24 protein-coding genes are annotated in these 21,505 nt (G+C 60.0%); 14 read left to right on the forward strand and 10 right to left on the reverse strand.

Annotation, left to right across the window (positions count from 1 at the left end):
• Positions 1–27 precede the first annotated feature (27 nt).
• Entirely contained in the window at positions 28–840 is an 813-nt protein-coding gene (gene trpA / locus ACK6BI_RS16035) for a tryptophan synthase subunit alpha (protein WP_265812748.1), read from the reverse strand.
• Positions 840–2,087: a tryptophan synthase subunit beta gene (gene trpB / locus ACK6BI_RS16040; protein ID WP_409317823.1), complete on the reverse strand. Its 1,248-nt coding sequence runs from the start codon at positions 2,085–2,087 to the stop codon at positions 840–842. Before trpB ends, trpA begins: the two co-directional genes overlap by 1 nt.
• Before the next feature lie 112 nt (positions 2,088–2,199).
• Between trpB and ACK6BI_RS16045 the strand changes: the two genes are divergently transcribed.
• On the forward strand, positions 2,200–3,117 hold the full coding sequence (locus tag ACK6BI_RS16045) for a LysR family transcriptional regulator (RefSeq protein WP_409317824.1): 918 nt from the start codon (positions 2,200–2,202) through the stop codon (positions 3,115–3,117).
• Here ACK6BI_RS16045 and ACK6BI_RS16050 read toward each other — a convergent pair.
• Positions 3,090–3,416: a YqjD family protein gene (locus ACK6BI_RS16050; RefSeq protein WP_007953918.1), complete on the reverse strand. Its 327-nt coding sequence runs from the start codon at positions 3,414–3,416 to the stop codon at positions 3,090–3,092. The genes ACK6BI_RS16045 and ACK6BI_RS16050 overlap by 28 nt on opposite strands.
• Before the next feature lie 156 nt (positions 3,417–3,572).
• On the opposite strand from ACK6BI_RS16050, the gene ACK6BI_RS16055 reads away from it, so the two are divergent.
• Both ACK6BI_RS16055 and ACK6BI_RS16060 read left to right on the forward strand, forming a co-directional pair.
• Entirely contained in the window at positions 3,573–3,788 is a 216-nt protein-coding gene (locus ACK6BI_RS16055; RefSeq protein WP_003220389.1) for a dodecin, read from the forward strand.
• 125 nt (positions 3,789–3,913) lie between these two features.
• Positions 3,914–4,135: a DUF1161 domain-containing protein gene (locus ACK6BI_RS16060; protein ID WP_409317825.1), complete on the forward strand. Its 222-nt coding sequence runs from the start codon at positions 3,914–3,916 to the stop codon at positions 4,133–4,135.
• A 76-nt stretch (positions 4,136–4,211) separates the two neighbouring features.
• On the opposite strand, the gene ACK6BI_RS16065 is transcribed toward ACK6BI_RS16060, so the two are convergent.
• Positions 4,212–5,213: an LLM class flavin-dependent oxidoreductase gene (locus ACK6BI_RS16065; RefSeq protein ID WP_409317826.1), complete on the reverse strand. Its 1,002-nt coding sequence runs from the start codon at positions 5,211–5,213 to the stop codon at positions 4,212–4,214.
• Between the two features lie 243 nt (positions 5,214–5,456).
• Between ACK6BI_RS16065 and ACK6BI_RS16070 the strand changes: the two genes are divergently transcribed.
• On the forward strand, positions 5,457–5,888 hold the full coding sequence (locus ACK6BI_RS16070) for an OsmC family protein (RefSeq protein WP_065260634.1): 432 nt from the start codon (positions 5,457–5,459) through the stop codon (positions 5,886–5,888).
• Between the two features lie 102 nt (positions 5,889–5,990).
• Positions 5,991–6,230: a DUF1161 domain-containing protein gene (locus ACK6BI_RS16075; RefSeq protein WP_085713012.1), complete on the forward strand. Its 240-nt coding sequence runs from the start codon at positions 5,991–5,993 to the stop codon at positions 6,228–6,230.
• Positions 6,231–6,236: 6 nt separating this feature from the next.
• On the opposite strand, the gene ACK6BI_RS16080 is transcribed toward ACK6BI_RS16075, so the two are convergent.
• Entirely contained in the window at positions 6,237–6,656 is a 420-nt protein-coding gene (locus tag ACK6BI_RS16080; protein WP_085713013.1) for a hypothetical protein, read from the reverse strand.
• Positions 6,657–6,696: 40 nt separating this feature from the next.
• The gene (locus ACK6BI_RS16085) at positions 6,697–7,119 is read right to left on the reverse strand and encodes a hypothetical protein (protein WP_409317827.1); all 423 of its coding nucleotides are present in this window, start codon (positions 7,117–7,119) and stop codon (positions 6,697–6,699) included.
• 59 nt (positions 7,120–7,178) lie between these two features.
• On the opposite strand from ACK6BI_RS16085, the gene ACK6BI_RS16090 reads away from it, so the two are divergent.
• Entirely contained in the window at positions 7,179–8,264 is a 1,086-nt protein-coding gene (locus ACK6BI_RS16090; RefSeq protein ID WP_409317828.1) for an aminopeptidase, read from the forward strand.
• A gap of 3 nt (positions 8,265–8,267) precedes the next feature.
• Here ACK6BI_RS16090 and ACK6BI_RS16095 read toward each other — a convergent pair whose 3' ends face one another.
• Both ACK6BI_RS16095 and ACK6BI_RS16100 read right to left on the reverse strand, forming a co-directional pair.
• Positions 8,268–8,918 (reverse strand): HAD family hydrolase, encoded by a 651-nt coding sequence (locus tag ACK6BI_RS16095; protein ID WP_409317829.1) that lies wholly within the window; start codon positions 8,916–8,918, stop codon positions 8,268–8,270.
• A gap of 28 nt (positions 8,919–8,946) precedes the next feature.
• Entirely contained in the window at positions 8,947–9,492 is a 546-nt protein-coding gene (locus tag ACK6BI_RS16100; RefSeq protein ID WP_409317830.1) for a gamma carbonic anhydrase family protein, read from the reverse strand.
• Between the two features lie 62 nt (positions 9,493–9,554).
• Between ACK6BI_RS16100 and prlC the strand changes: the two genes are divergently transcribed.
• The 3 genes from prlC to ACK6BI_RS16115 all read left to right on the forward strand — a co-directional run bounded on the left by prlC (position 9,555) and on the right by ACK6BI_RS16115 (position 14,082).
• Complete coding sequence (gene prlC / locus ACK6BI_RS16105) at positions 9,555–11,633, forward strand: oligopeptidase A (protein WP_409317831.1); 2,079 nt, start codon at positions 9,555–9,557, stop codon at positions 11,631–11,633.
• Positions 11,630–11,920 carry a YheV family putative zinc ribbon protein gene (locus ACK6BI_RS16110; protein ID WP_007953955.1) on the forward strand — a complete coding sequence of 97 codons (291 nt, stop codon included), beginning with the start codon at positions 11,630–11,632 and terminating at the stop codon, positions 11,918–11,920. Before prlC ends, ACK6BI_RS16110 begins: the two co-directional genes overlap by 4 nt.
• 113 nt (positions 11,921–12,033) lie before the next feature.
• Entirely contained in the window at positions 12,034–14,082 is a 2,049-nt protein-coding gene (locus ACK6BI_RS16115) for a M3 family metallopeptidase (protein WP_409317832.1), read from the forward strand.
• Here the strand turns inward: ACK6BI_RS16115 and ACK6BI_RS16120 are convergent.
• Positions 14,069–14,713, reverse strand: coding sequence for a dual specificity protein phosphatase family protein (locus ACK6BI_RS16120; protein ID WP_409317833.1), 645 nt, complete (start codon positions 14,711–14,713; stop codon positions 14,069–14,071). The two genes, ACK6BI_RS16115 and ACK6BI_RS16120, sit on opposite strands and share 14 nt — an antisense overlap.
• A 284-nt stretch (positions 14,714–14,997) precedes the next feature.
• Between ACK6BI_RS16120 and ACK6BI_RS16125 the strand changes: the two genes are divergently transcribed.
• From ACK6BI_RS16125 to ACK6BI_RS16135, 3 genes are read left to right on the forward strand one after another with little or no spacing between them, the layout of a single operon-like run.
• Positions 14,998–15,744 carry a gluconate 2-dehydrogenase subunit 3 family protein gene (locus ACK6BI_RS16125; RefSeq protein ID WP_409317834.1) on the forward strand — a complete coding sequence of 249 codons (747 nt, stop codon included), beginning with the start codon at positions 14,998–15,000 and terminating at the stop codon, positions 15,742–15,744.
• Positions 15,745–15,746: 2 nt separating this feature from the next.
• Positions 15,747–17,531, forward strand: a complete 1,785-nt coding sequence (locus tag ACK6BI_RS16130) for a GMC family oxidoreductase (protein ID WP_409317835.1) — start codon at positions 15,747–15,749, stop codon at positions 17,529–17,531.
• 12 nt (positions 17,532–17,543) lie between these two features.
• A complete protein-coding gene (locus ACK6BI_RS16135; RefSeq protein ID WP_409317836.1) occupies positions 17,544–18,845 on the forward strand; it encodes a c-type cytochrome in 1,302 nt (433 codons plus the stop codon).
• A gap of 52 nt (positions 18,846–18,897) precedes the next feature.
• Here ACK6BI_RS16135 and ACK6BI_RS16140 read toward each other — a convergent pair whose 3' ends face one another.
• Positions 18,898–19,200, reverse strand: coding sequence for a hypothetical protein (locus tag ACK6BI_RS16140; RefSeq protein WP_409317837.1), 303 nt, complete (start codon positions 19,198–19,200; stop codon positions 18,898–18,900).
• A 234-nt stretch (positions 19,201–19,434) separates the two neighbouring features.
• Between ACK6BI_RS16140 and ACK6BI_RS16145 the strand changes: the two genes are divergently transcribed.
• Positions 19,435–20,493, forward strand: a complete 1,059-nt coding sequence (locus ACK6BI_RS16145) for a PA0069 family radical SAM protein (RefSeq protein WP_409317838.1) — start codon at positions 19,435–19,437, stop codon at positions 20,491–20,493.
• 215 nt (positions 20,494–20,708) lie between these two features.
• Positions 20,709–21,440 (forward strand): carbonic anhydrase, encoded by a 732-nt coding sequence (locus ACK6BI_RS16150; RefSeq protein ID WP_409317839.1) that lies wholly within the window; start codon positions 20,709–20,711, stop codon positions 21,438–21,440.
• Positions 21,441–21,505: the final 65 nt, after the last annotated feature.

Consider the following 21,505-nt stretch of genomic DNA (forward strand, 5'->3'; position numbering starts at 1 on the left):
AATTCCTCTGTATCAGGAACTTTACCTTCAGCTGACGCGGGCCTTACGCACGCCTTCGGACAGCGCCGAGCACAGGCTCAGCACGCCATCGATGGCCTGAGCCGGCGTGGCCGCATTGGCGATGTGATCGATCAGTGCCGACCCCACCACCACACCATCGGCCAGACGCGCGATGGACGCGGCTTGCTCCGGCGTACGGATACCGAAACCGATGCTGATCGGCAGGTCGGTATGCCGACGCAGGCGCGCCACGGCTTCCTCGACGTGTTCCAGAGTCGCCGCACCGGCACCGGTCACACCGGCAACCGACACGTAGTAAACGAAACCGGAGCTGCCGTTCAGTACTTTCGGCAAACGCGCATCATCGGTGGTCGGCGTGGTCAGACGGATGAAGTCGATGCCTGCCGCCTGAGCCGGGTCGCACAGCTCCGAGTTGTGCTCCGGTGGCATGTCGACCACGATCAGGCCGTCAACGCCCGCTTCTTTGGCTTCGGCGATGAAACGCTCGACGCCGAACTTGTGGATCGGGTTGAAGTAGCCCATCAACACCAGCGGCGTGTCGCTGTTGTCCTTACGGAACTCGCGAACCATTTGCAGGGTTTTGATCAGGTTCTGCTTTGCGCCCAAGGCACGGATGTTCGCCAGTTGAATCGCCGGACCGTCGGCCATCGGGTCGGTGAATGGCATGCCCAGTTCGATCACGTCGGCGCCGGCTTTCGGCAAGCCTTTGAGAATTGCCAGCGAAGTGTCGTAGTCCGGGTCGCCTGCGGTGACGAAGGTCACCAGTGCGGCGCGGTTCTGTTCCTTGAGTTCGGCAAAGCGGGTTTGCAGGCGGCTCATCAGTGTTTCTCCTGCTTCGATTGCTCTTGTTGAGAATGTTCCATGTGGTGCATGACGGTCTGCATGTCTTTGTCACCGCGACCGGACAGGTTGACCACCATCAGGTGATCCTTCGGCAGCTTCGGTGCGCGTTTGAATACTTCGGCCAGGGCATGGGCGCTTTCCAGTGCCGGGATGATGCCTTCGAGGCGGCAGCACTGGTGGAATGCAGCGAGGGCTTCGTCGTCGGTCACCGAGGTGTACTGGACGCGACCGATGTCATGCAACCAGGCGTGCTCAGGGCCGATGCCCGGATAGTCGAGGCCGGCGGAAATCGAGTGGGCGTCGATGATCTGACCATCGTCGTCCTGCAGTAGGAAAGTACGGTTGCCGTGCAACACGCCCGGTACACCGCCGTTGAGGCTGGCCGCGTGCTTGCCGGTCTCGATGCCGTAACCGGCGGCTTCGACGCCGATGATTTCCACGCTCTTGTCATCGAGGAACGGGTGGAACAGGCCCATGGCATTGGAACCGCCGCCGATGCATGCCACCAGGCTGTCCGGCAGGCGGCCTTCCTGCGCTTGCAGTTGCTCGCGGGTTTCCTTGCCGATCACCGCCTGGAAGTCGCGAACCATCGCCGGGTAAGGATGCGGGCCGGCCACGGTACCGATCAGGTAGAAGGTGCTGTCGACGTTGGTCACCCAGTCACGCAGCGCTTCGTTCATCGCGTCTTTCAAAGTGCCGGTGCCGGCGACCACCGGGATCACTTCGGCGCCCAGCAGCTTCATGCGAAAAACGTTGGCCTGCTGGCGCTCGATATCGGTGGTGCCCATGTAGATCACGCATTGCAGGCCGAAGCGAGCAGCCACGGTGGCGGTGGCCACGCCGTGCATGCCGGCGCCGGTCTCGGCGATGATGCGCTTCTTGCCCATGCGCCGCGCCAGCAGGATCTGGCCGATACAGTTGTTGATCTTGTGCGCGCCGGTGTGATTCAGCTCTTCGCGCTTGAGGTAAATCTTCGCGCCGCCACAGAATTCGGTGAGGCGTTCGGCGAAATACAGCGGGCTCGGACGTCCGACGTAATCGCGCTGGAAGTAGGCCAATTCCTCTTTGAATGCCGGATCTTCCTTGGCCGCTTCATATTCGCGGGCCAGATCGAGGATCAACGGCATCAGGGTCTCGGCGACGTAACGGCCGCCGAACGCGCCAAACAGGCCGTTGGCGTCAGGGCCGTTACGCAGATCGGAGGTATTCGAAGTCTGGGTCATGGGTCACTCCAGCGGATTTCACAAGAAGGCAATGGCGTTCACTCTACCCCTGACCTTCCAGCCTGAAAACCGATAAGATCGCCACAACCTGTCAGGAAAACTCACAGATATCATGAGCCATGACCTTCCTCCGCTGAACGCGTTGCGTGCGTTCGAAGCCACCGCCCGGCTGAACAGCGTCAGTCAGGCTGCCGAGCAGCTGCATGTCACTCACGGCGCAGTCAGCCGCCAGCTCAAGGTGCTTGAAGAGCACTTGGGCGTCAGCCTGTTCGTGAAGGACGGTCGCGGCTTGAAACTCACAGATGCCGGCATCCGCCTGCGCGACGCCAGCGGCGAGGCGTTCGATCGCTTGCGCAGCGTGTGCGCCGAGCTGACCCAAAGCACCGCCGACGCGCCGTTCGTGCTCGGTTGCTCCGGCAGCCTGCTGGCGCGCTGGTTCATTCCCAGGCTGGGCAGGCTGAATGCCGATCTGCCGGACTTGCGCCTGCACCTGTCAGCCGGTGAAGGCGACCTCGACCCGCGCCGCCCGGGACTGGACGCATTGCTGTTGTTCGCCGAGCCGCCATGGCCTGCCGACATGCAGGTGTACGAGCTTGCCAGCGAACGGATCGGCCCGGTCATGAGCCCGCTGTTCAGCGGCTACCCGTACCTGCAATCGGCACCGCCCGTCGCTCTGCTCGGAGAGCCATTGCTGCATACGACCTCTCGCCCGCAAGCCTGGCCGAGCTGGGCACGGCAAAGCGGCCTCGACGCCAAGGCGTTGAAGCTGGGACAAGGTTTCGAGCATTTGTATTACTTGCTGGAAGCGGCCGTTGCCGGTTTGGGTGTGGCGATTGCGCCAGAACCTCTGGTGGCCGAAGACTTGAAGGCCGGGCGCCTGGTCGCGCCATGGGGCTTTTGCGAAACCCCGGCGCAACTGGCGTTGTGGCTACCCAAGCGCGCCGCCGACGGGCGCGCCCGGCAATTGGCGCAGTGGCTCAGGGACGAGCTGCGCCAGGCAGATCATTCGCCGCGCTTGAACAGCAAGTAGGCGGCCAGCAGGCCCAGCGCACCGACCGCCACACCGGCGGTCGTCCACGGATGTTCCTGCGCGTAATCACGGGTGGCGATTCCGGTCTCACGGGTTTTGACTTTGACTTCTTCGTAGGCATCGCTGAGCAGGCTGCGCGAATGTTTCAACGCACTTTCGGCGTTGCCCTTGAGCGCCTTGAGGGTCTTGCGCGACTCGTCCGAAGCGTCGTCTTTCAGGCTTTCCAACGACTTGAGCAGACTCTCGATCTCCGCTTCCATGCTTTGCAACGAGGCTTTGCGTAACGAGGTGTTGGCCATGGTGGCTCTCCTGCATTGGTGATGAGTGGCGTGTGTTGTTTGGGACTTCACGGGTTCTGGAAAGTGCAGAAAATCTGAACTCCGGTTTCTCCCGGCGACCGAAATCAACAGCGCAAATCGCTGCTAGGCTCAAATCCACACGTCAAGGAGATCGCCATGAGTGACCATCACACGTACAAGAAAGTCGAGCTGGTCGGTTCGTCCACCAGCAGCATCGAAGACGCCATCAACAACGCTCTGGCCGAGGCCAACAAGAGCATCAAGCATCTGGAATGGTTTGAAGTGGTCGATACGCGTGGCCACATCAAGGACGGCAAGGCTGCCCATTTTCAAGTGACCCTGAAAGTCGGGTTCCGGATTGCCAGCAGCTGAGTTTGGACTACGCTTCTGAACTTGCGCGCTGGCCGAATGCCATAGGAATGGCAAAGCGCTACAGGGTGAGCGCATCGAGTGAACTCGATGCCCGCCTCTTTTAATCCGACCAGGGAGTGCGACCGATGAAGAAGTTCATGTTGGCAGTAGGTTTGTTGAGCCTTGCCGGTGGTGCGTTTGCTGCCGGCAAGCCTTGTGAAGAGTTGAAAGCCGAGATCGCGGCGAAACTGGATGCCAAGGGCGTTTCCGGTTATTCGCTGGAGATTGTCGATAAAGGAGCACACGGCGGGAAAGTCGTAGGTACTTGCGAAGGCAAGACCAAAGAAATCGTCTACAAACGCGGTTGATCGCCTGAAATGCAAAAGCCGACGCAAATGCGTCGGCTTTTTTATACCCGGCTATCTTTTGAACAACTATCAGGCTTCAGCCCTTCATCACCTGTGCCAGCAATTCGTAGGAATGCAGGCGATCGGCGTGCTCATACAGATCGCAGGTGAAGATCAGCTCGTTGGCCTGAGTCTGTTCGATCAGCACTTCCAGCTTCGCACGGATTTTCTGCGGGCTGCCGACCATCGCCAGGCCAAGGAAATCACCTACGGCTTCACGCTCATGAGGCAACCACAGGCCATCCATGGTTTTCACCGGCGGACGCTGCACCAGACTTTGCCCACGCATCAGCGCAAGAATTCGCTGGTACACGGAGGTTGCCAGGTAATCGGCCTGCTCGTCAGTGTCGGCCGCTACCAGCGGCACGCCGAGCATCACATAAGGCTTGTCGAGCACCGCCGAAGGCTTGAAGTGATTGCGATAGACGCGAATCGCCTCGTGCATGAAGCGCGGTGCGAAATGCGAGGCGAAGGCGTAGGGCAAACCGCGCTCGCCGGCCAGTTGCGCACTGAACAGGCTTGAACCGAGCAGCCAGATCGGCACATTGGTGCCGGTGCCCGGCATTGCGATCACCCGCTGATCCGGTGTGCGCGGACCCAGGAAGCGCACCAGCTCGGCAACATCTTCCGGAAAGTCGTCGGCACTGCCAGAGCGCTCACGGCGCAGGGCCCGAGCGGTCATCTGATCGGAACCCGGCGCACGGCCCAGACCGAGGTCGATCCGCCCAGGATAAAGGCTTTCGAGCGTGCCGAACTGCTCGGCAATAACCAGCGGCGCGTGGTTAGGCAGCATCACGCCACCAGAGCCGACACGGATGGTCGACGTGCCGCCGGCCAGGTAACCCAGCAGCACCGACGTGGCGGAACTGGCGATACCGTCCATGTTGTGGTGCTCGGCCACCCAGAACCGGGTGTAGCCGAATTTCTCGACATGCTGCGCCAGATCCAGCGAGTTGCGCAGCGACTGGGCCGGGCTGCCGTTCTCGCGCACCGGCACCAGATCGAGAGTGGAAAACTTTACGTCGGACAGTTGCTTCATGAACCTGCATCTCCGATTGAGGGCGCCGGTGTGTTCCTGACGAACGCAAACCTGCCCAATTCATAAGCGTGTTCTGTGCAATAAGGGCATATACCCGAGTTTCAATAGCCGATTCGAAATTTCCTACTAAAAAAGTCAACGACTCAGCCAGGCTGAACTTTGTCCTGGCGTCTATCCTCAGAAGCCTTGCAGGCAAAAACCATGACGGCGCGGCGTTTCGCGCCCGTATTGAAGGAGGCACACATGGCTATCGTGAAGAAAGCATCCGCGCACTGGGAAGGTGACCTGAAAACCGGCATCGGCTCGATCTCCACCGAAACCGGCGTCCTGCGGGAGGCGCCTTACGGCTTCAAGGCCCGCTTCGAAGGCGGCAAGGGCACCAACCCGGAAGAACTGATCGGCGCCGCCCATGCCGGCTGTTTCTCCATGGCGTTCTCGATGATCCTCGGCGATGCCGGTCTGAAGGCCGAAAGCATCGATACCCAGGCCGAAGTCACCCTTGATCAGGTTGACGGCGGTTTCGCGATCACTGCAGTGAAGCTGATTCTCAAGGCGAAGATTCCGGGCGCCACCCAGGCGCAATTCGAGGAACTGAGCAACAAGGCCAAGGAAGGTTGCCCGGTGTCGAAGGTCTTGAATGCGAAGATCAGCCTGGATGCATCGCTGGTCAGCTGATCGACTTGAGCAGAATCAGAACCCGCCAGGCAAAAATGTGGTCGAATAAATGACAGCAGCTTTCGCGCATCGTCGTGCGCACTGCTCCCAGGAGCTTCAACCATGAAACGTTTTGCTTTGGCGGTTATCTGTGGCGTGCTGGCAACTTCGGCCTTTGCGGCACCCAAAGATTGCGAAGAACTCAGGAAAGAGATCGAAATCAAGATTCAGGCGAATGCAGTGCCTTCCTACACGCTGGAGATAGTCTCCAAAGAGGAAGCCGAAAAGCACGACGTCGCCATGATCGTCGGCACTTGCGAGAACGGCACCAAGGCCATCATCTACCAGAAGAACGACAGCTGATTCACGCTAGATGGCGCAATAGGTGTCGCGATCCTCGGCGACGATTTCCCGCTTGGCGTTATACAGCCGGGCACTGGGAGTAAACATCAGGGAGCGCCCCTCCAGCACGTAACGTTGCCCCGCTTCGAAATGGTCGAAGCGGATGGTCAGGTAGCACAGGCGCTCCACTGGGTCGTTCAACATGCCAGCTCCTCCACCGGGTGCCTCGAAATCGAAACGCACCAGCAACTCATGGCTGCCGGGCGTTACCTGGAAAAAACGTCCGTCAGTCAGGCGCTGTTTGTCGAGACGTTCGGCCATCAGCAGTTTTCCGCCCGGGGTCGGTGTCGAGAACTCGACCCAGGCCATGTTGGGGTCGACCGGGGGCATCGGCGTCTGACAACCGGCGAGCACACCGGCAACCAGCAACAGCATTGACTTGCGCATGATGAATGTCCGTGGATTCGGACATCCAGCATAACGCCGATCAGGTGCGCTGACAGCCTGCCGGTTTGCCCTGGCCGACTACATTTTTCTGCTGGTCATAGAGCCTGGCCCACGGCCGGAAACCGATGTAGCCAGCCTGGAGCCGATAGCGCTGGCCGGCGTTGAAGTCGGAGAATTTCAGGCTCAACTGGCAATCGCGCCACAGGGGTTCGGCGTCCGGGCCGATGTTGGTCGCCTCCACCGGAAACTGATAGCGCACCTTCAGTTCGTGACTGCCGGGCTGTACCTCGAAATAACGTTTGTCGACGGCGGCTTTCCTGTCGACTTCCAGCGCTTGCAGCGCCGTATCCTGTTGCCGGGCGTCCAGATCGATCCAGGCTTGTGTGGGGTCTGGCGAAGGCATTCCGAATCCGGCACAACCGGCCAGCGTCAGCAGGCCTCCCGTCAGTATCAAGATGCGCATGGCGAAGCTCCAATGGGCGGGATAGTCTTGCGATCAGACTTTCCAGGGATGTTCTTATTGTGTTCAGGCCGTTTCCAAGCCTTGGGTTACTTGATCGCGTTTTGCGGGTTTTGTTTCCGGGTGTGTTGTTTTTGTTGCTCAACGGTTGCTCCAGCGTCAGTTACTACAGCCAGTTGGCCAGCGGTCAGTTGCAATTGCTTCGGACACGGGAGCCGGTAGCCAAGGTAATTGCCGACCCGAGTCGGGACGCAACGTTGCGCGCACACCTGGTTCAGGCACAAAAGGCCCGGAATTTCGCCAGCCAGCATCTGCATCTGCCGGATAACCAGAGCTATCGCCTGTACGCCGACATTCACCGGCCGTACGTGGTGTGGAACGTGTTCGCCACGCCGGAGTTTTCCCTGAGCCCGCAGAACCACTGCTTCCCGATTGCCGGCTGCGTGGCCTATCGCGGTTACTACAGCCAGAGTGCGGCACGGGGCGAAGCCGCGATTCAGCGCCTGCAAGGCATGGATGTGTCGATCGGCGGTGTCGAGGCCTATTCGACCCTGGGCTGGTTCAATGACCCGATCCTCAACTCGATGATGGGCTGGGGCGACGAACGCCTGGCGACGCTGATCTTCCATGAACTGGGTCATCAGCGTTTCTACGTGAAGGACGACACCGAGTTCAACGAGTCCTACGCCACCTTTGTCGAGCAGGAAGGCACTCGGCAGTGGCGGGCGTTTCGTGGCCTGCCGCCAGAAAATAATGCTCAACTCAAACGCCGCGATCAGTTCGTTCAGCTGATCCTCGATACCCGTGCCCGGCTGGAAAAGCTGTACACGCAACAGATACCCGTCGAGCAGATGCGCGAACGCAAGGCCGCCGAGTTCGAACGGTTTCGCCGGGACTATCGGAAGATGCGCGATCACCAGTGGGCCGGGGACAAACGTTATGACGCCTGGGTCAATGCGCCGCTGAACAATGCGCGGCTGTTGCCGTTCGGGCTTTATGACCAGTGGGTGCCGGCGTTTGCGGCCCTGTTCAGGCAAGTCGGTGGGGATTGGCAGAAGTTCTATGCACAGGTGGAAAAACTGGGTGGTTTGCCGGCTGACAAGCGAAAGGCAGCGCTGCGTAAGCTGGCCGCCCTTCGCTCCGGTTGATGGTCAGCGCTGCAAAAACGCCTGATGCAGCTCAGCCAGGGTTTCAAAGTGATACGCCGGCGCCTCGGCGCTCAGCTCTTCATGGCTGCCGAAGCCGTACCCTACCGCCGCCGCATCCAGCCCGTTGCTGCGAGCACCGATCAGGTCGTGCTTGCGATCACCGATCATCAGTGTATTGACCGGATCCAGCCCTTCCTCGGCGATCAGGTGTGCAATCAGCTCGACCTTGTTCGTACGGGTGCCATCCAGTTCACTGCCGTAAATCACTTTGAAGTGTTTGGCAAAATCGAAGTGCCGGGCGATTTCCCGGGCGAACACCCACGGCTTCGAAGTCGCTATATACAACTGCCGACCCTGGCCATTCAGGGCTTCCAGCAACGGCATGACGCCTTCGAACACGCGATTTTCGTAGAGCCCCGTGACCTTGAAGCGCTCGCGATAGAAATTCACCGCCTCCCAGGCTCTGGCTTCATCGAAACGATAAAACTGCATGAACGCCTGCAACAGCGGCGGGCCGATGAAGTGTTCCAGTCTGGTGAGGTCAGGCTCATCGATGCCGAGTTTGCTCAAGGCGAACTGGATGGAGCGGGTAATGCCCTCACGCGGGTCGGTGAGGGTGCCATCGAGGTCGAACAGTATGGTCTGGTGATGCATGAAAAATCCCGGGCAATGGAGAGAACAATCAGAGCTGGTCGTAGCCTTCGGCCAGATGCAGATCCTTGAGCTTCACGTAATTCGCCGCGCTGTAGGTGAAAAAGGCCTTTTCCTTGTCGGTCAGCGGACGAACCTGTTTCACCGGGCTGCCCACGTACAGGAAACCGCTTTCCAGGCGCTTGCCCGGTGGCACCAGACTTCCGGCGCCGATGATCACATCGTCCTCGACCACCGCACCGTCCATGACAATGCTGCCCATGCCGATCAGTACGCGACTGCCGACAGTGCATCCATGCAGCATGACCTTGTGGGCGATGGTCACGTCATCGCCGATCAGCAGTGGAAAGCCGTCCGGGTTGAACGGACCGGCATGAGTGATGTGCAACACACAGCCATCCTGCACGCTGGTGCGCGCACCGATACGGATACGGTGCATGTCGCCACGGATCACGGTCAGCGGCCATACGGAGCTGTCTTCGCCGATTTCGACGTCGCCGATCACCACCGCGGAGCCGTCGACAAAAGCGCCTTTGCTCAAGCGTGGGGTGTAATTCTGGTACTTGCGAAGGGACACGATTGGTTCTCTCTCTGTCGCCGATAGCTGCGGTGGGTGTCGATTGTAATTAAGATGGGCGCATGTTTCTTCCAGCCAAGGTGCCAACCGTGAGCGTGAACAACCCTCTTCTGCAGCCCTACGACCTGCCGCCGTTCTCCGCGATCCGTGCCGAACACGTGCAGCCGGCCATCGAAACCATCCTGGCCGACAACCGCGCCGCCATTGCCGAAATTCTCAAGACCCAGGGCCGGAACCCGACCTGGGCCGGGCTGGTGCTGGCAATGGACGAACTCAATGATCGACTGGGCGCAGCCTGGAGCCCGGTCAGCCACCTCAATGCCGTGTGCAACAGCGCCGAACTGCGTGAAGCCTACGAGTCGTGCCTGCCGGCATTGAGCGCCTACTCCACCGAAATGGGTCAGAACCGCGAACTGTTCCAGGCCTATGAAGCCCTGGCCAACAGCCCGGAAGCCGCAGGTTTCGACGTGGCGCAGAAAACCATTCTGCAACACGCCCTGCGTGACTTCCGCCTGTCGGGTATCGACCTGCCGGAAGCCGAGCAGAAGCGCTACGCCGAAGTACAGAGCAAGCTGTCCGAGCTGGGCAGCCGCTTCTCCAACCAGTTGCTCGACGCCACTCAAGCCTGGACCAAGCACCTGACCGACGAAGCCGCCCTCGCCGGCCTGACCGATTCGGCCAAGGCGCAAATGGCTGCCGCCGCGCAGGCCAAGGGCCTCGATGGCTGGCTGATCACCCTGGAATTCCCGAGCTACTACGCGGTGATGACCTACGCTCAGGATCGTGCGCTGCGTGAGGAAGTCTACGCCGCCTACTGCACCCGCGCGTCGGATCAAGGCCCGAATGCCGGCCAGTACGATAACGGCCCGGTCATGAGTGAAATCCTCGACCTGCGCCAGGAACTGGCCAGGCTGCTCGGGTTTTCGAGTTTCGCCGAGCTGAGCCTGGCGACCAAAATGGCCGAATCCAGCGATCAGGTACTGAGCTTCCTGCGCGACCTGGCCAAACGCAGCAAACCGTTCGCCGCCCAGGATCTGCAGCAGCTAAAGGCCTATGCCGCCGAACAGGGCTGTGCCGATCTGCAAAGCTGGGACAGCGGTTTCTATGGTGAAAAACTCCGTGAACAACGCTACAGCGTCGCCCAGGAAACCCTGCGCGCCTACTTCCCGATCGACAAAGTGCTGGGTGGCCTGTTCGCCATCGTCCAGCGCCTGTACGGCATCGAAATCGCCGAACTGAAAGGCTTCGATACCTGGCATCCGGACGTGCGCCTGTTCGAGATCAAGGAAAACGGCCAGCACGTCGGCCGCTTCTTCTTCGACCTCTATGCCCGCGCCAACAAGCGCGGCGGTGCCTGGATGGACGGCGCCCGTGATCGTCGCCGCACGATCGACGGCGTGCTGCAAAGCCCCGTGGCCAACCTGGTGTGCAACTTCACTCCGGCTGACAGCGGCAAGCCTGCGCTGCTGACCCATGATGAAGTGACCACCCTGTTCCACGAATTCGGCCATGGCCTGCATCACCTGCTGACCCGCGTCGAGCATGCCGGCGTGTCCGGCATCAACGGCGTGGCGTGGGACGCGGTCGAGCTGCCGAGCCAATTCATGGAAAACTGGTGCTGGGAGCCGGAAGGCCTGGCGCTGATTTCCGGGCATTACGAAACCGGAGAACCGCTGCCGCAGGACTTGCTGGAGAAAATGCTCGCAGCGAAAAACTTCCAGTCCGGCCTGATGATGGTGCGTCAGCTGGAGTTCTCGCTGTTCGACTTCGAACTGCACGCCACCCACGGTGACGGTCGCAGCGTCGCGCAGGTACTGGAAAGCGTGCGGGACGAAGTCTCGGTGATGCGTCCGCCGGCCTACAACCGTTTCCCCAACAGCTTCGCGCATATCTTCGCCGGCGGTTACGCGGCGGGTTACTACAGCTACAAGTGGGCGGAAGTGCTGTCGGCGGATGCCTTCTCCAGGTTCGAAGAAGACGGCGTGCTCAATGCCGACACCGGTCGCGCCTTCCGTGAAGCGATTCTTGCCCGCGGCGGCTCTCAGGAGCCGATGGTGCTGTTCGTCGACTTCCGTGGCCGTGAACCTTCGATTGACGCACTCTTGCGCCACAGCGGCCTGAGCGAGGACGCAGCAGCATGAGTGAGGCACCTGTGAAGACCAAAAAACGCTTTATCGCCGGGGCCGTCTGCCCGGCGTGCAGCGAGCCGGACAAGCTGATGATGTGGAGCGAAGACGACGTCCCGCACCGCGAATGCGTAGCGTGCGGCTACAGCGATACGCTCAATGCCCAAGGGCTGTCGGTTCCGAAAGAACTGGGTACGCGAGTCAACACCAGCGCACTCAAGCCTGCACCTGACAAGACGGTTCAGGCAGTGCAGTTTTTCCCCAACCCGAAGCTGAAGAAAAAGCCCGACGAGCAACACTGATCCCGACGCCACCTTCCACCGGATCCCGGTGGAAGGTGGTATTGGCTTAACACCTCTCCCGTGCACTTGCTTCGTAGGCTGCCCGTTTCCCTGACGCCTCGAAGGAAGCTGCCATGCCTGACACCAACCCCCTCCTGCAACTCTGGGTCCTGCCGCCCTGGCCGGCGATTCGCGCCGAGCACCTGGTACCGGCAATCAACAGTCTCATTGGCGACCATCGACGAATCATTGCGCAAGTACTCACCACTCAGCTCGAACACCCCGGTTGGGACGACCTGGTATTGACCATCGACGAAGCAGATGCCCGCATCAGTGAATTCCGGTCGGTTCTCGAAACGCTGTCCACGGTCAAATCCGACGATGCCGACTGGCTCGCGGAAAGCGCCAAGGCTCAAATTGCGCTCAATCAATATCGCTCCGAGAAAGCCCGCAATCGTCCGTTGTACGAGGCTTACCTGCGTTTGGCGCGGAGCTCGGTCGCAGCCTGCTTCGATGAGTCACGCAAGATCGTGCTGGCGCGCAAACTGCGGCAGTTCAGGCAGTCAGGCATAGCGCTTCCCACTGCGCAACAACAGGAACTGGCCCGTTTGAACCTGGAGATCGGCGGCCTCGAATCCGCGTTTTTGACCCACCTGGAAAGCTGGAGCGAGACCTGGAGCAAACGGGTCGACGATATCGCACTGCTCGAGGGCCTTTCCCCGGCGATGAAGGAGCGCCTCGCACTCAATGCCCGCCAGGCCGGCCATGACGGCTGGTTGATTCGCCTGGATCAGAACACCTGCCAGCACATTCTCAAATACGCCGAAAACCGGGCCTTGCGAGAAGAATGCTGTGTGACCTACCTGACCCGCGCATCCGATCAGGGACCGCTGGCGGGTCGTTTCGATAACGGTCCGGTGCTGAAGAAACTGCTTGCCTTGCGCCAACGGAAAGCCCGCTTGCTTGGCCACGAAAACGCCGCACAATTGAGCCTGACAAGAAGCATGGCTGGAACGACGGCCTGGGTCAGGGATTTTCTTCAATGCCAGGTTGCGCAATTGGCGCCTATCCTTGAACAGGACGCCCGACAATTGACTGCCTTCGCGCGGCAACTCGGTATCGACCGGGTCCAGCCATGGGATGAAGACTTCCTCGCCGAACAATGGCGCCAACAGCAGTTTCCCGGAGCACTTGAAGACCTGCGTGATTACTTCCCGCTCGATGGCACCCTGCGCCGGCTCTACGTGTTCTGCGAACGCATGTTCGGAATCCGTATCGTCGAACAGCCCGGCGCAGGGCACTGGCATGAAGACGTACGACTACTGGAAGTCAGCGAACATGAGCAGATCATCGGCTACCTCTACATCGATCCGTTTCATCGCGCCAACGCCGTGGATTTTGCCGGCACAACGACACTGCGCAATCGCCGGATCAATGCCGAAGGCCGACCGGTACTGCCGATTGCCGTACTCCAGAGTAATTTCACGGCAGCCACCGACAGCCAGCCCTGTCGGCTCGACCTCAGCGACTTGCGGGTACTTTTTCACGAGTTCGGACACTGCCTCCAGCAGGTGCTGACGCGCTCACCCCATCACACCCTGTCCGGCATCCTGCAATTGGGTCATGAGGCAGCGGAGTTCTCCGGGCAATTGTTCGAACAGTGGTGCCAGTCGCGGGAGTTCGTCCTGTGGCTCGGTGCACATTTCCAGACAGGCGAGCGCCTGAGTGCCGCACGTGTCGACGCGGCACTCTCGGCCAGTGAGGCCCACTCCAGCCGGCAACAAGCCTTGATACTGATGGGTGCGATCATCGACTTCGAGCTTCACGCCACCCACGGTGACGGGCGCACTGTCGAAGTAGTTTGCGCCGACGTGCAGCGCACAATGGGTTTCCGGCTACTTCCCGACAATCATCGGTTCGCCCAGAGTTTCGATTACATGGTGACCCAATACGACGCTTCGGTTTATGCCTATGTCTGGTCGCAGGAGCTGGCTCGGGAAGCGTTCAAACGCTTCAGCCGCGACTGGGTATTCAACGCGCAGACGGGCCGGGCGTTCCGGGAGACGTTCTTTTCGCCGGGAGCCGGTCGGCCGTTGCTGGAAGCAGTGGAGAGATTCATTGGTCAACCGGTCAGAGAAGATCTGCGTAGCGACCGGTCGGCCGGGCGAATTACTTCAGGTTGACCGTCTGGAACCAGCTCTTCATCGAGCAGGTAGCGAACGCACTGGTGCTGCAATCGCCATTGGCCAGCGCGGTGCGTAACTTGTCGACATCGGCCTGCATCACGTAGCGAACACCGTCCTTGAAGTGGCCACTTTCGCCGAAGCCGCCCTGAGTCATTTCGTTCAGTGCGTCTTCCTTGCTCCAGCCCTGCACGACGATGCGGTACATCGCCGCCATCAGCCCGGTGCGGTCGGAGCCGTGCTTGCAATGCATCAGTACCGGACCGTTGGCCTCGGCGGTCTGGATCGCACGCAAGGTCTTGAGGACGTCGCTGTCATCGACGTGATTGGTGCGGTATGGCAGTTGTACCTGGTTGATACCCGGGGCCTTCAGCCAGCTCGAATCCGCCTCGGGCAGAAAGTTGATGACCGTGGCCACTTTCAGGTTTTGCAACAGCGGCACCGCACCGGCATCAGGCAGCGCACTGCGATAGAGCGTGGGCGACATCTGGAAGAAGTTGTATTTCACCTCGACCGGTTGCGCCCATTCCGCAGGGCGTGAAACCGGCACATCGGCGGCGTGGGCCGGGATCGAGCCGAACAGGGCAAACAGCGAGAAACAGATCGCAGAGGAAAAACGCTTCAAGGACATGCTGTGCGGTGACCGTGTGGGATTTGTCAGTGAGGGCGGCAGCTTGAAGGTTGTCCAGTCAAATCCCTGTGAGGCGATTGTCAAAGAAACGTGAAGCCGGGGCATGTTTCGTCGCCATTTCGGGCTTTTTTCGGCTGAAGCGATTCATCCGATTGCTTAGCCTGCTACCATTTGTCACATCATGTTGCAGATGTCCCCCTTTTCCCGGCCACGTCGCAACCGACCACTTCAAAGCCGTTCGCAGAAACGGCTGATAACCATCAATGCCTGATGAGGTGCCCCCCATGTCTGATCAAGATCAAGACAACCCGCGGCGTGAGTTCTTGCGCAAATCCCTGACCCTGATCCCGGTGGTCACCCTCGCCGGCACCGGCCTGGGCAGCAGCGTGCTGCAAGCGGCTCCCGAAAGCTCGCCAGCCCCGGCCCCCGCCAAATCGGTTGCCGCAGATACAAGCGCCTACCAACCGAGCTACTTCACTGCAGAAGAGTGGGCGTTCATCAATGCCGCCGTCGCGCAGTTGATCCCCAACGACGCCCAGGGCCCCGGTGCTCTCGAGGCCGGCGTGCCGGAATACATTGATCGACAAATGAACACTCCGTACGCCGCCGGTGCCCTGTGGTACATGCAAGGCCCGTTCAACGCCGACGCTGCACCCGAGATGGGCTGGCAGAGCAAACTGGTGCCAAAAGAGATCTATCGCCTGGGCATTGCCGCCACGGATCAGTGGGCAAAATCCCTCAACGGTAAAACATTTGCCGAGCAAGACAGCGCTACCCGAGACGATATGCTCAAGCAGCTCGAAGCTGGAAAACCGCAATTCGACGCTGTTCCGGCGAAGATTTTCTTCAATCTTTTGCTGCAAAACACCAAGGAAGGGTTCTTCTGCGACCCGATCCACGGTGGCAATAAAGGCATGGTCGGCTGGACCATGATCGGCTTCCCCGGCGCCCGCGCCGATTTCATGGATTGGGTGGAACGCAACGAGCAATACCCCTTCCCGGCAGTTTCGATTCGCGGCGAGAGGGCGTGAGCATGGCAACGGTAATGAAAAAGGTCGACGCGGTGATCGTCGGTTTCGGCTGGACAGGCGCCATCATGGCCAAAGAGCTGACCGAAGCCGGGCTCAACGTGCTGGCGCTGGAGCGCGGGCCGATGCAGGACACTTACCCTGACGGCAACTATCCCCAGGTGATTGACGAACTCACCTACAGCGTGCGGAAAAAACTCTTTCAGAACATCTCCAAAGAGACTGTCACCATCCGTCACAGCGTCAACGACATCGCCCTGCCGAACCGCCAGTTGGGCGCGTTCCTGCCGGGCAATGGCGTGGGCGGCGCCGGCCTGCATTGGTCGGGCGTGCACTTTCGCGTCGACCCGATCGAGCTGCGCATGCGCAGCCACTACGAAGAACGCTATGGCAAAAGCTTTATTCCCAAGGACATGACCATCCAGGACTTCGGCGTCAGCTATGAAGAGCTGGAGCCGTTCTTCGATTTCGCCGAAAAAGTCTTCGGCACCTCGGGTCAGGCCTGGACCGTCAAGGGCCAACTGGTCGGCCAGGGCAAGGGCGGCAACCCGTACGCGCCGGATCGTTCGAACCCGTTTCCGCTGGAAGCGCAGAAAAATACGGTTTCCGCGCAACTGTTCGGCAAAGCGGCTGCCGAAGTCGGTTACAAACCCTACAACCTGCCTTCCGCGAATACTTCGGGGCCATACACAAACCCCTACGGCGCGCAAATGGGCCCGTGCAACTTTTGCGGTTTCTGCAGTGGTTACGTTTGTTACATGTATTCCAAGGCCTCGCCGAACGTGAACATTCTGCCGGCGCTGAAACCGCTGCCGAATTTCGAACTGCGGCCCAACGCCCACGTCCTGCGGGTCAACCTCGACAGCACAAAAAGCAAGGCCACCGGCGTCACCTACATCGACGGCCAGGGCCGGGAGATCGAGCAACCGGCAGATCTGGTGATCCTCGGCGCGTTCCAGTTGCACAACGTGCGGCTGATGCTGCTCTCCGGCATCGGCAAACCGTACGACCCGATCAGCGGCGAGGGTGTGGTCGGGCGCAACTTCGCCTACCAGAACATGGCCACGATCAAGGCGTTCTTTGACAAGGACACGCACACCAACAACTTCATCGGTGCCGGCGGCAACGGCGTGGCGGTGGACGACTTCAACGCCGATAACTTCGATCACGGGCCTCACGGTTTCGTCGGTGGCTCGCCGATGTGGGTCAACCAGGCCGGCAGCCGGCCGATCGCCGGCACCTCCAACCCGCCGGGCACCCCGGCCTGGGGCAGTGCGTGGAAACGCGCAACCGCTGATTACTACACTCACCAAGTGTCGATGGATGCCCACGGCGCGCATCAGTCCTACCGGGGCAACTACCTCGATCTGGACCCGGTGTACCGCGATGCCTACGGCCTGCCGCTGCTGCGGATGACGTTCGACTGGCAGGAAAACGACATCAGGATGAACCGTTTCATGGTCGAAAAAATGGGCAAGATCGCCGAAGCCATGGGTCCGAAAGCCATTGCGGTGATCGGCAAGAAAGTCGGCGACCATTTCAACACCGCGTCCTACCAGACCACCCACCTCAACGGCGGCGCGATCATGGGCACCGACCCGAAGACCAGCGCGCTGAATCGCTATCTGCAGAGCTGGGACGTACACAACGTGTTCGTTCCGGGGGCATCGGCATTCCCGCAGGGCTTGGGCTACAACCCGACCGGGCTGGTTGCCGCGCTGACCTACTGGTCGGCGAAAGCGATCCGCGAGCAATACCTGAAAAACCCCGGCCCGCTGGTTCAGGCTTAAGGAGCGATGACCATGAAGACTCTCGTTATCGCATCTCTGGCGCTGCTTGGCAGCGTCGCCGCTCATAGTTCCGAAGTCGATCAATCGTTGATCAAAAAAGGCGAATACCTCGCCCGTGCCGGCGACTGTGTGGCCTGCCATACGGCCAAGGACGGCAAACCCTTCGCCGGCGGTCTGCCGATGGAAACTCCGATCGGCACGATCTATTCGACCAACATCACCCCGGACAACAACGGGCTGGGCGGCTACAGCTTCGAGGAATTCGACCAGGCCGTGCGTCATGGCGTCGCCAAAAACGGTAGTACCCTGTACCCGGCGATGCCGTACCCGTCCTACGCCCGTGTCAGCCAGGATGACATGCAAGCGCTGTACGCCTATTTCATGCACGGTGTTGAACCAGTGGCGCAGGAAAACAAGGCCAGCGACATCCCGTGGCCGCTGAGCATGCGCTGGCCGCTGACGGGCTGGCGCTGGCTGTTCGCGCCGAAAGTCGAGGATTACAAACCCGCGTCGGAAGACGCCGTCCTCAGCCGTGGAGCGTATCTGGTGGAAGGCCTCGGACACTGTGGCGCCTGCCATACGCCACGGGCTTTGACCATGCAGGAAAAATCCCTGAGTGCAGCCGAAGGCAGCAGTTTTCTGTCAGGCAGCGCACCGCTGGAAGGCTGGATCGCCAAGAGTTTGCGTGGCGACCACAAGGACGGCCTCGGCAGCTGGAGCGAAGAGCAACTGGTGCAATTCCTCAAGACCGGTCGCAGCGACCGCAGCGCGGTGTTCGGCGGCATGAGCGACGTGGTCACCCACAGCATGCAGTACATGACCGACGCCGATCTGACGGCGATTGCCCGTTACCTGAAATCGCTGCCGGCCAACGACCCTGCCGACCAGCCGCACCAGTACGATGAAAAAGCCGCCAAGGCCTTGTGGAACGGTGATGACAGCCAGCGCGGTGCCTCGGTATACATCGACAACTGTGCCGCGTGCCACCGCACCGACGGCCACGGTTACACCCGGGTGTTCCCGGCGCTGGCAGGCAATCCGGTGCTGCAATCGGACGACCCGACTTCGCTGATCCATATCGTGCTCAAGGGCGGAACATTGCCTGCGACGCACACGGCACCGTCGACCTTCACCATGCCGGGTTTCGCCTGGCGTCTGTCGGATCAGGAAGTGGCGGATGTGGTGAGTTTCATTCGTGGAAGTTGGGGCAACAAGGCATCTTCTGTCACCGCGAAAGATGTGGCCAGGTTACGGACGGACGATATGACTACAACATCTGTCGGCGACCTTGGACAAGTAACTAACCACAACTAAGCGCAATAACCCCTGCATGAAGATCATGCAGGGGTTATATATTCAACCTCTGTTACGGATTGGTAATACTGGCATAGGCTTTGGCCAGGGCAGCCAGTTTGGCCCGATCCTGCTCACCGACTTCACCGTCGCGATCCACATCGTGCTCCAGACGGCCAATACTGAAGGTATGCCCGCCATCCGTGGAGGTCGCGGTGACGAAAATGGAGTCCACCAGTCTTTCCATCGGCTCGTCCGCCTCGGCGTCCCAGCCCGGTTCCTTGCGCGCAAGTTGCATGGAAACCAGTGTATTCGGCTCCGATGGACCGGGTTGCAGCAATTGCAGAAAAACACCGCGCGAATTAAAAAACGACATCATCAAATCCTTTTGCATTTCATTTAAACAAGTGTGGTAAAGCGGAGTCGATACTATGAACTCGAACAATAAACTACCAGCCAACTTGTGTTTCTTTGATTTTCACCTGTATGAACTTGTTATTTAACTATGCGCTCAACTAACCCTGCCTGTTACTGATCGATGGCCGAACGGTAGTGGATCATCCTGCCTGCAGCAGATACTGTATGCATATACAGATACAGGAAATCCGTGATGACCAGCCCCCTGCCCCCGCGCGGTCGCGGTACCGCCACCAACCCGCACAACCGTTTTGCACCCAGTCGTTCAGTGGCCGAGGACGATGGCTGGTATCAGGAAGTGCCCGACACCCAGGGCACCGAGGTGCGGATCGAGACAGCGAAGACCGTCATCACCCGCAACACTTCGCCGGACCTGCCCTTCGACCGCTCGATCAATCCCTATCGCGGCTGCGAGCATGGCTGCATCTATTGCTACGCACGACCCAGCCACGCCTACTGGGACCTGTCGCCGGGGCTGGACTTCGAAACCAAGCTGATTGCCAAGACCAACGCCGCCCAGGTGCTGGAAGAACAGCTGGGGAAAAAAGGCTATCAATGTGCGCCGATCAATCTGGGCTCCAATACCGACCCGTACCAACCGATCGAACGAGAACACAAAATCACTCGTCAGATCCTCGAAGTGCTGCTGCGCTACCGGCACCCGGTGACCATCGTCACCAAGGGCTCGCTGATCCTGCGGGATCTCGACCTGCTGACTCAGCTGGCGCAGCAACGGCTGGTGGCGGTGATGATCAGCCTCACGACGCTGGACGATGAGCTCAAGCGCATCCTCGAACCCCGTGCCGCGGCGCCCAAGGCGCGGTTACGGGCCATCCGGGTGATGCGCGAAGCAGGGATTCCGGTGGGTGTGCTGTGCTCACCGATGATTCCGATGATCAACGACAGCGAAATCGAAAGCCTGCTCACAGAGGCCCACGCCGCCGGGGCCCAAAGCGCTGCGTACATGATGTTGCGCCTGCCGCTGGAGGTAGCGCCGCTGTTCGAGGAGTGGCTCGAGGCGCACTACCCGCAGCGTGCTGCCCATGTGTTGAGTCTCATCCGACAGAGCCGTGGCGGCGAACTGTACGACAGCCGTTTTGGCGCCCGCATGCGCGGTGAAGGGCCATTCGCCGACCTGCTCGCCCAACGATTCGCCAAAGCCCTCAAGCGCCTGGGGCTCAATCGCCGCGAAGGTTTCAATCTCGACTGCACGGCCTTTTGTCCGCCGGGTCGTCAAATGGCGCTGATCTAGGGGCAATTGGCCTCTGGTGGAGGTGCCGGGTCACGTTTTTTGTGACCTGGAACACACGTTCTAGAGCGCTTGATTCAGTTTGAGTTAAGTTTCGGCGGTTACCTTGCTCATCGAGTGACTGACGGGTCAGGACGGCCCGGTTTTTTTGAACAGCCACTGGCTTCATACCGGAATACACGGGAATGACTCCCAGAATCCGCCAAAGAGGATGAATCATGAGTGACAAGGATAAACAGCCGTTGGCTGCGTCGGCGCCAGCCGTCCCCGGGGCGGCATCCGCCGATGCAGCACTGCGACATATCGTCGATGGCTTTTTGCATTTTCATCATGAGGTCTTTCCGCAGCAGGAAGAACTCTTCAAGAAACTCGCCACGGCCCAGTCGCCACGGGCGATGTTCATCACCTGCGCCGACTCGCGCATCGTTCCCGAACTGATCACCCAGAGCTCCCCCGGCGATCTGTTCGTGACCCGCAATGTCGGTAACGTCGTTCCACCTTACGGCAAGATGAACGGCGGCGTTTCCACCGCCATCGAGTACGCGGTACTGGCGCTGGGCGTGCAGCACATCATCATCTGTGGCCACTCCGACTGCGGCGCCATGCGCGCAGTACTCAACCCAGGCAGTCTGGAAAAGATGCCGACGGTCAAAGCCTGGCTACGTCACGCCGAAGTCGCGAAAACCATGGTGCACGACAACTGCCACTGCACCGACGAAAAAGAGAGCATGCCGATCCTCACCGAGGAGAACGTCATCGCCCAACTGCAGCACTTGCGTACCCATCCTTCGGTAGCCTCGCGCATGGCGAACGGTCATCTGTTCATCCATGGCTGGGTCTACAACATCGAAACCAGCGAAATCAAAGCTTACGACGCGGATCAGGGATGCTTCCGACCGCTCGACGGCAGCCATCCGATTCCGGTGGCGACGCCCAAAGCGCGCTTCTGAATCCTCCTAAATATCCGTGTGGTCGGTCGCGTTTCGGCGGCCAGGCCTGGCCACGCCTGAAAAAA

Source organism: Pseudomonas sp. KCJK9016, from assembly GCF_046231795.1.
In the GTDB taxonomy this organism is placed as follows: domain Bacteria; phylum Pseudomonadota; class Gammaproteobacteria; order Pseudomonadales; family Pseudomonadaceae; genus Aquipseudomonas; species Aquipseudomonas bananamidigenes.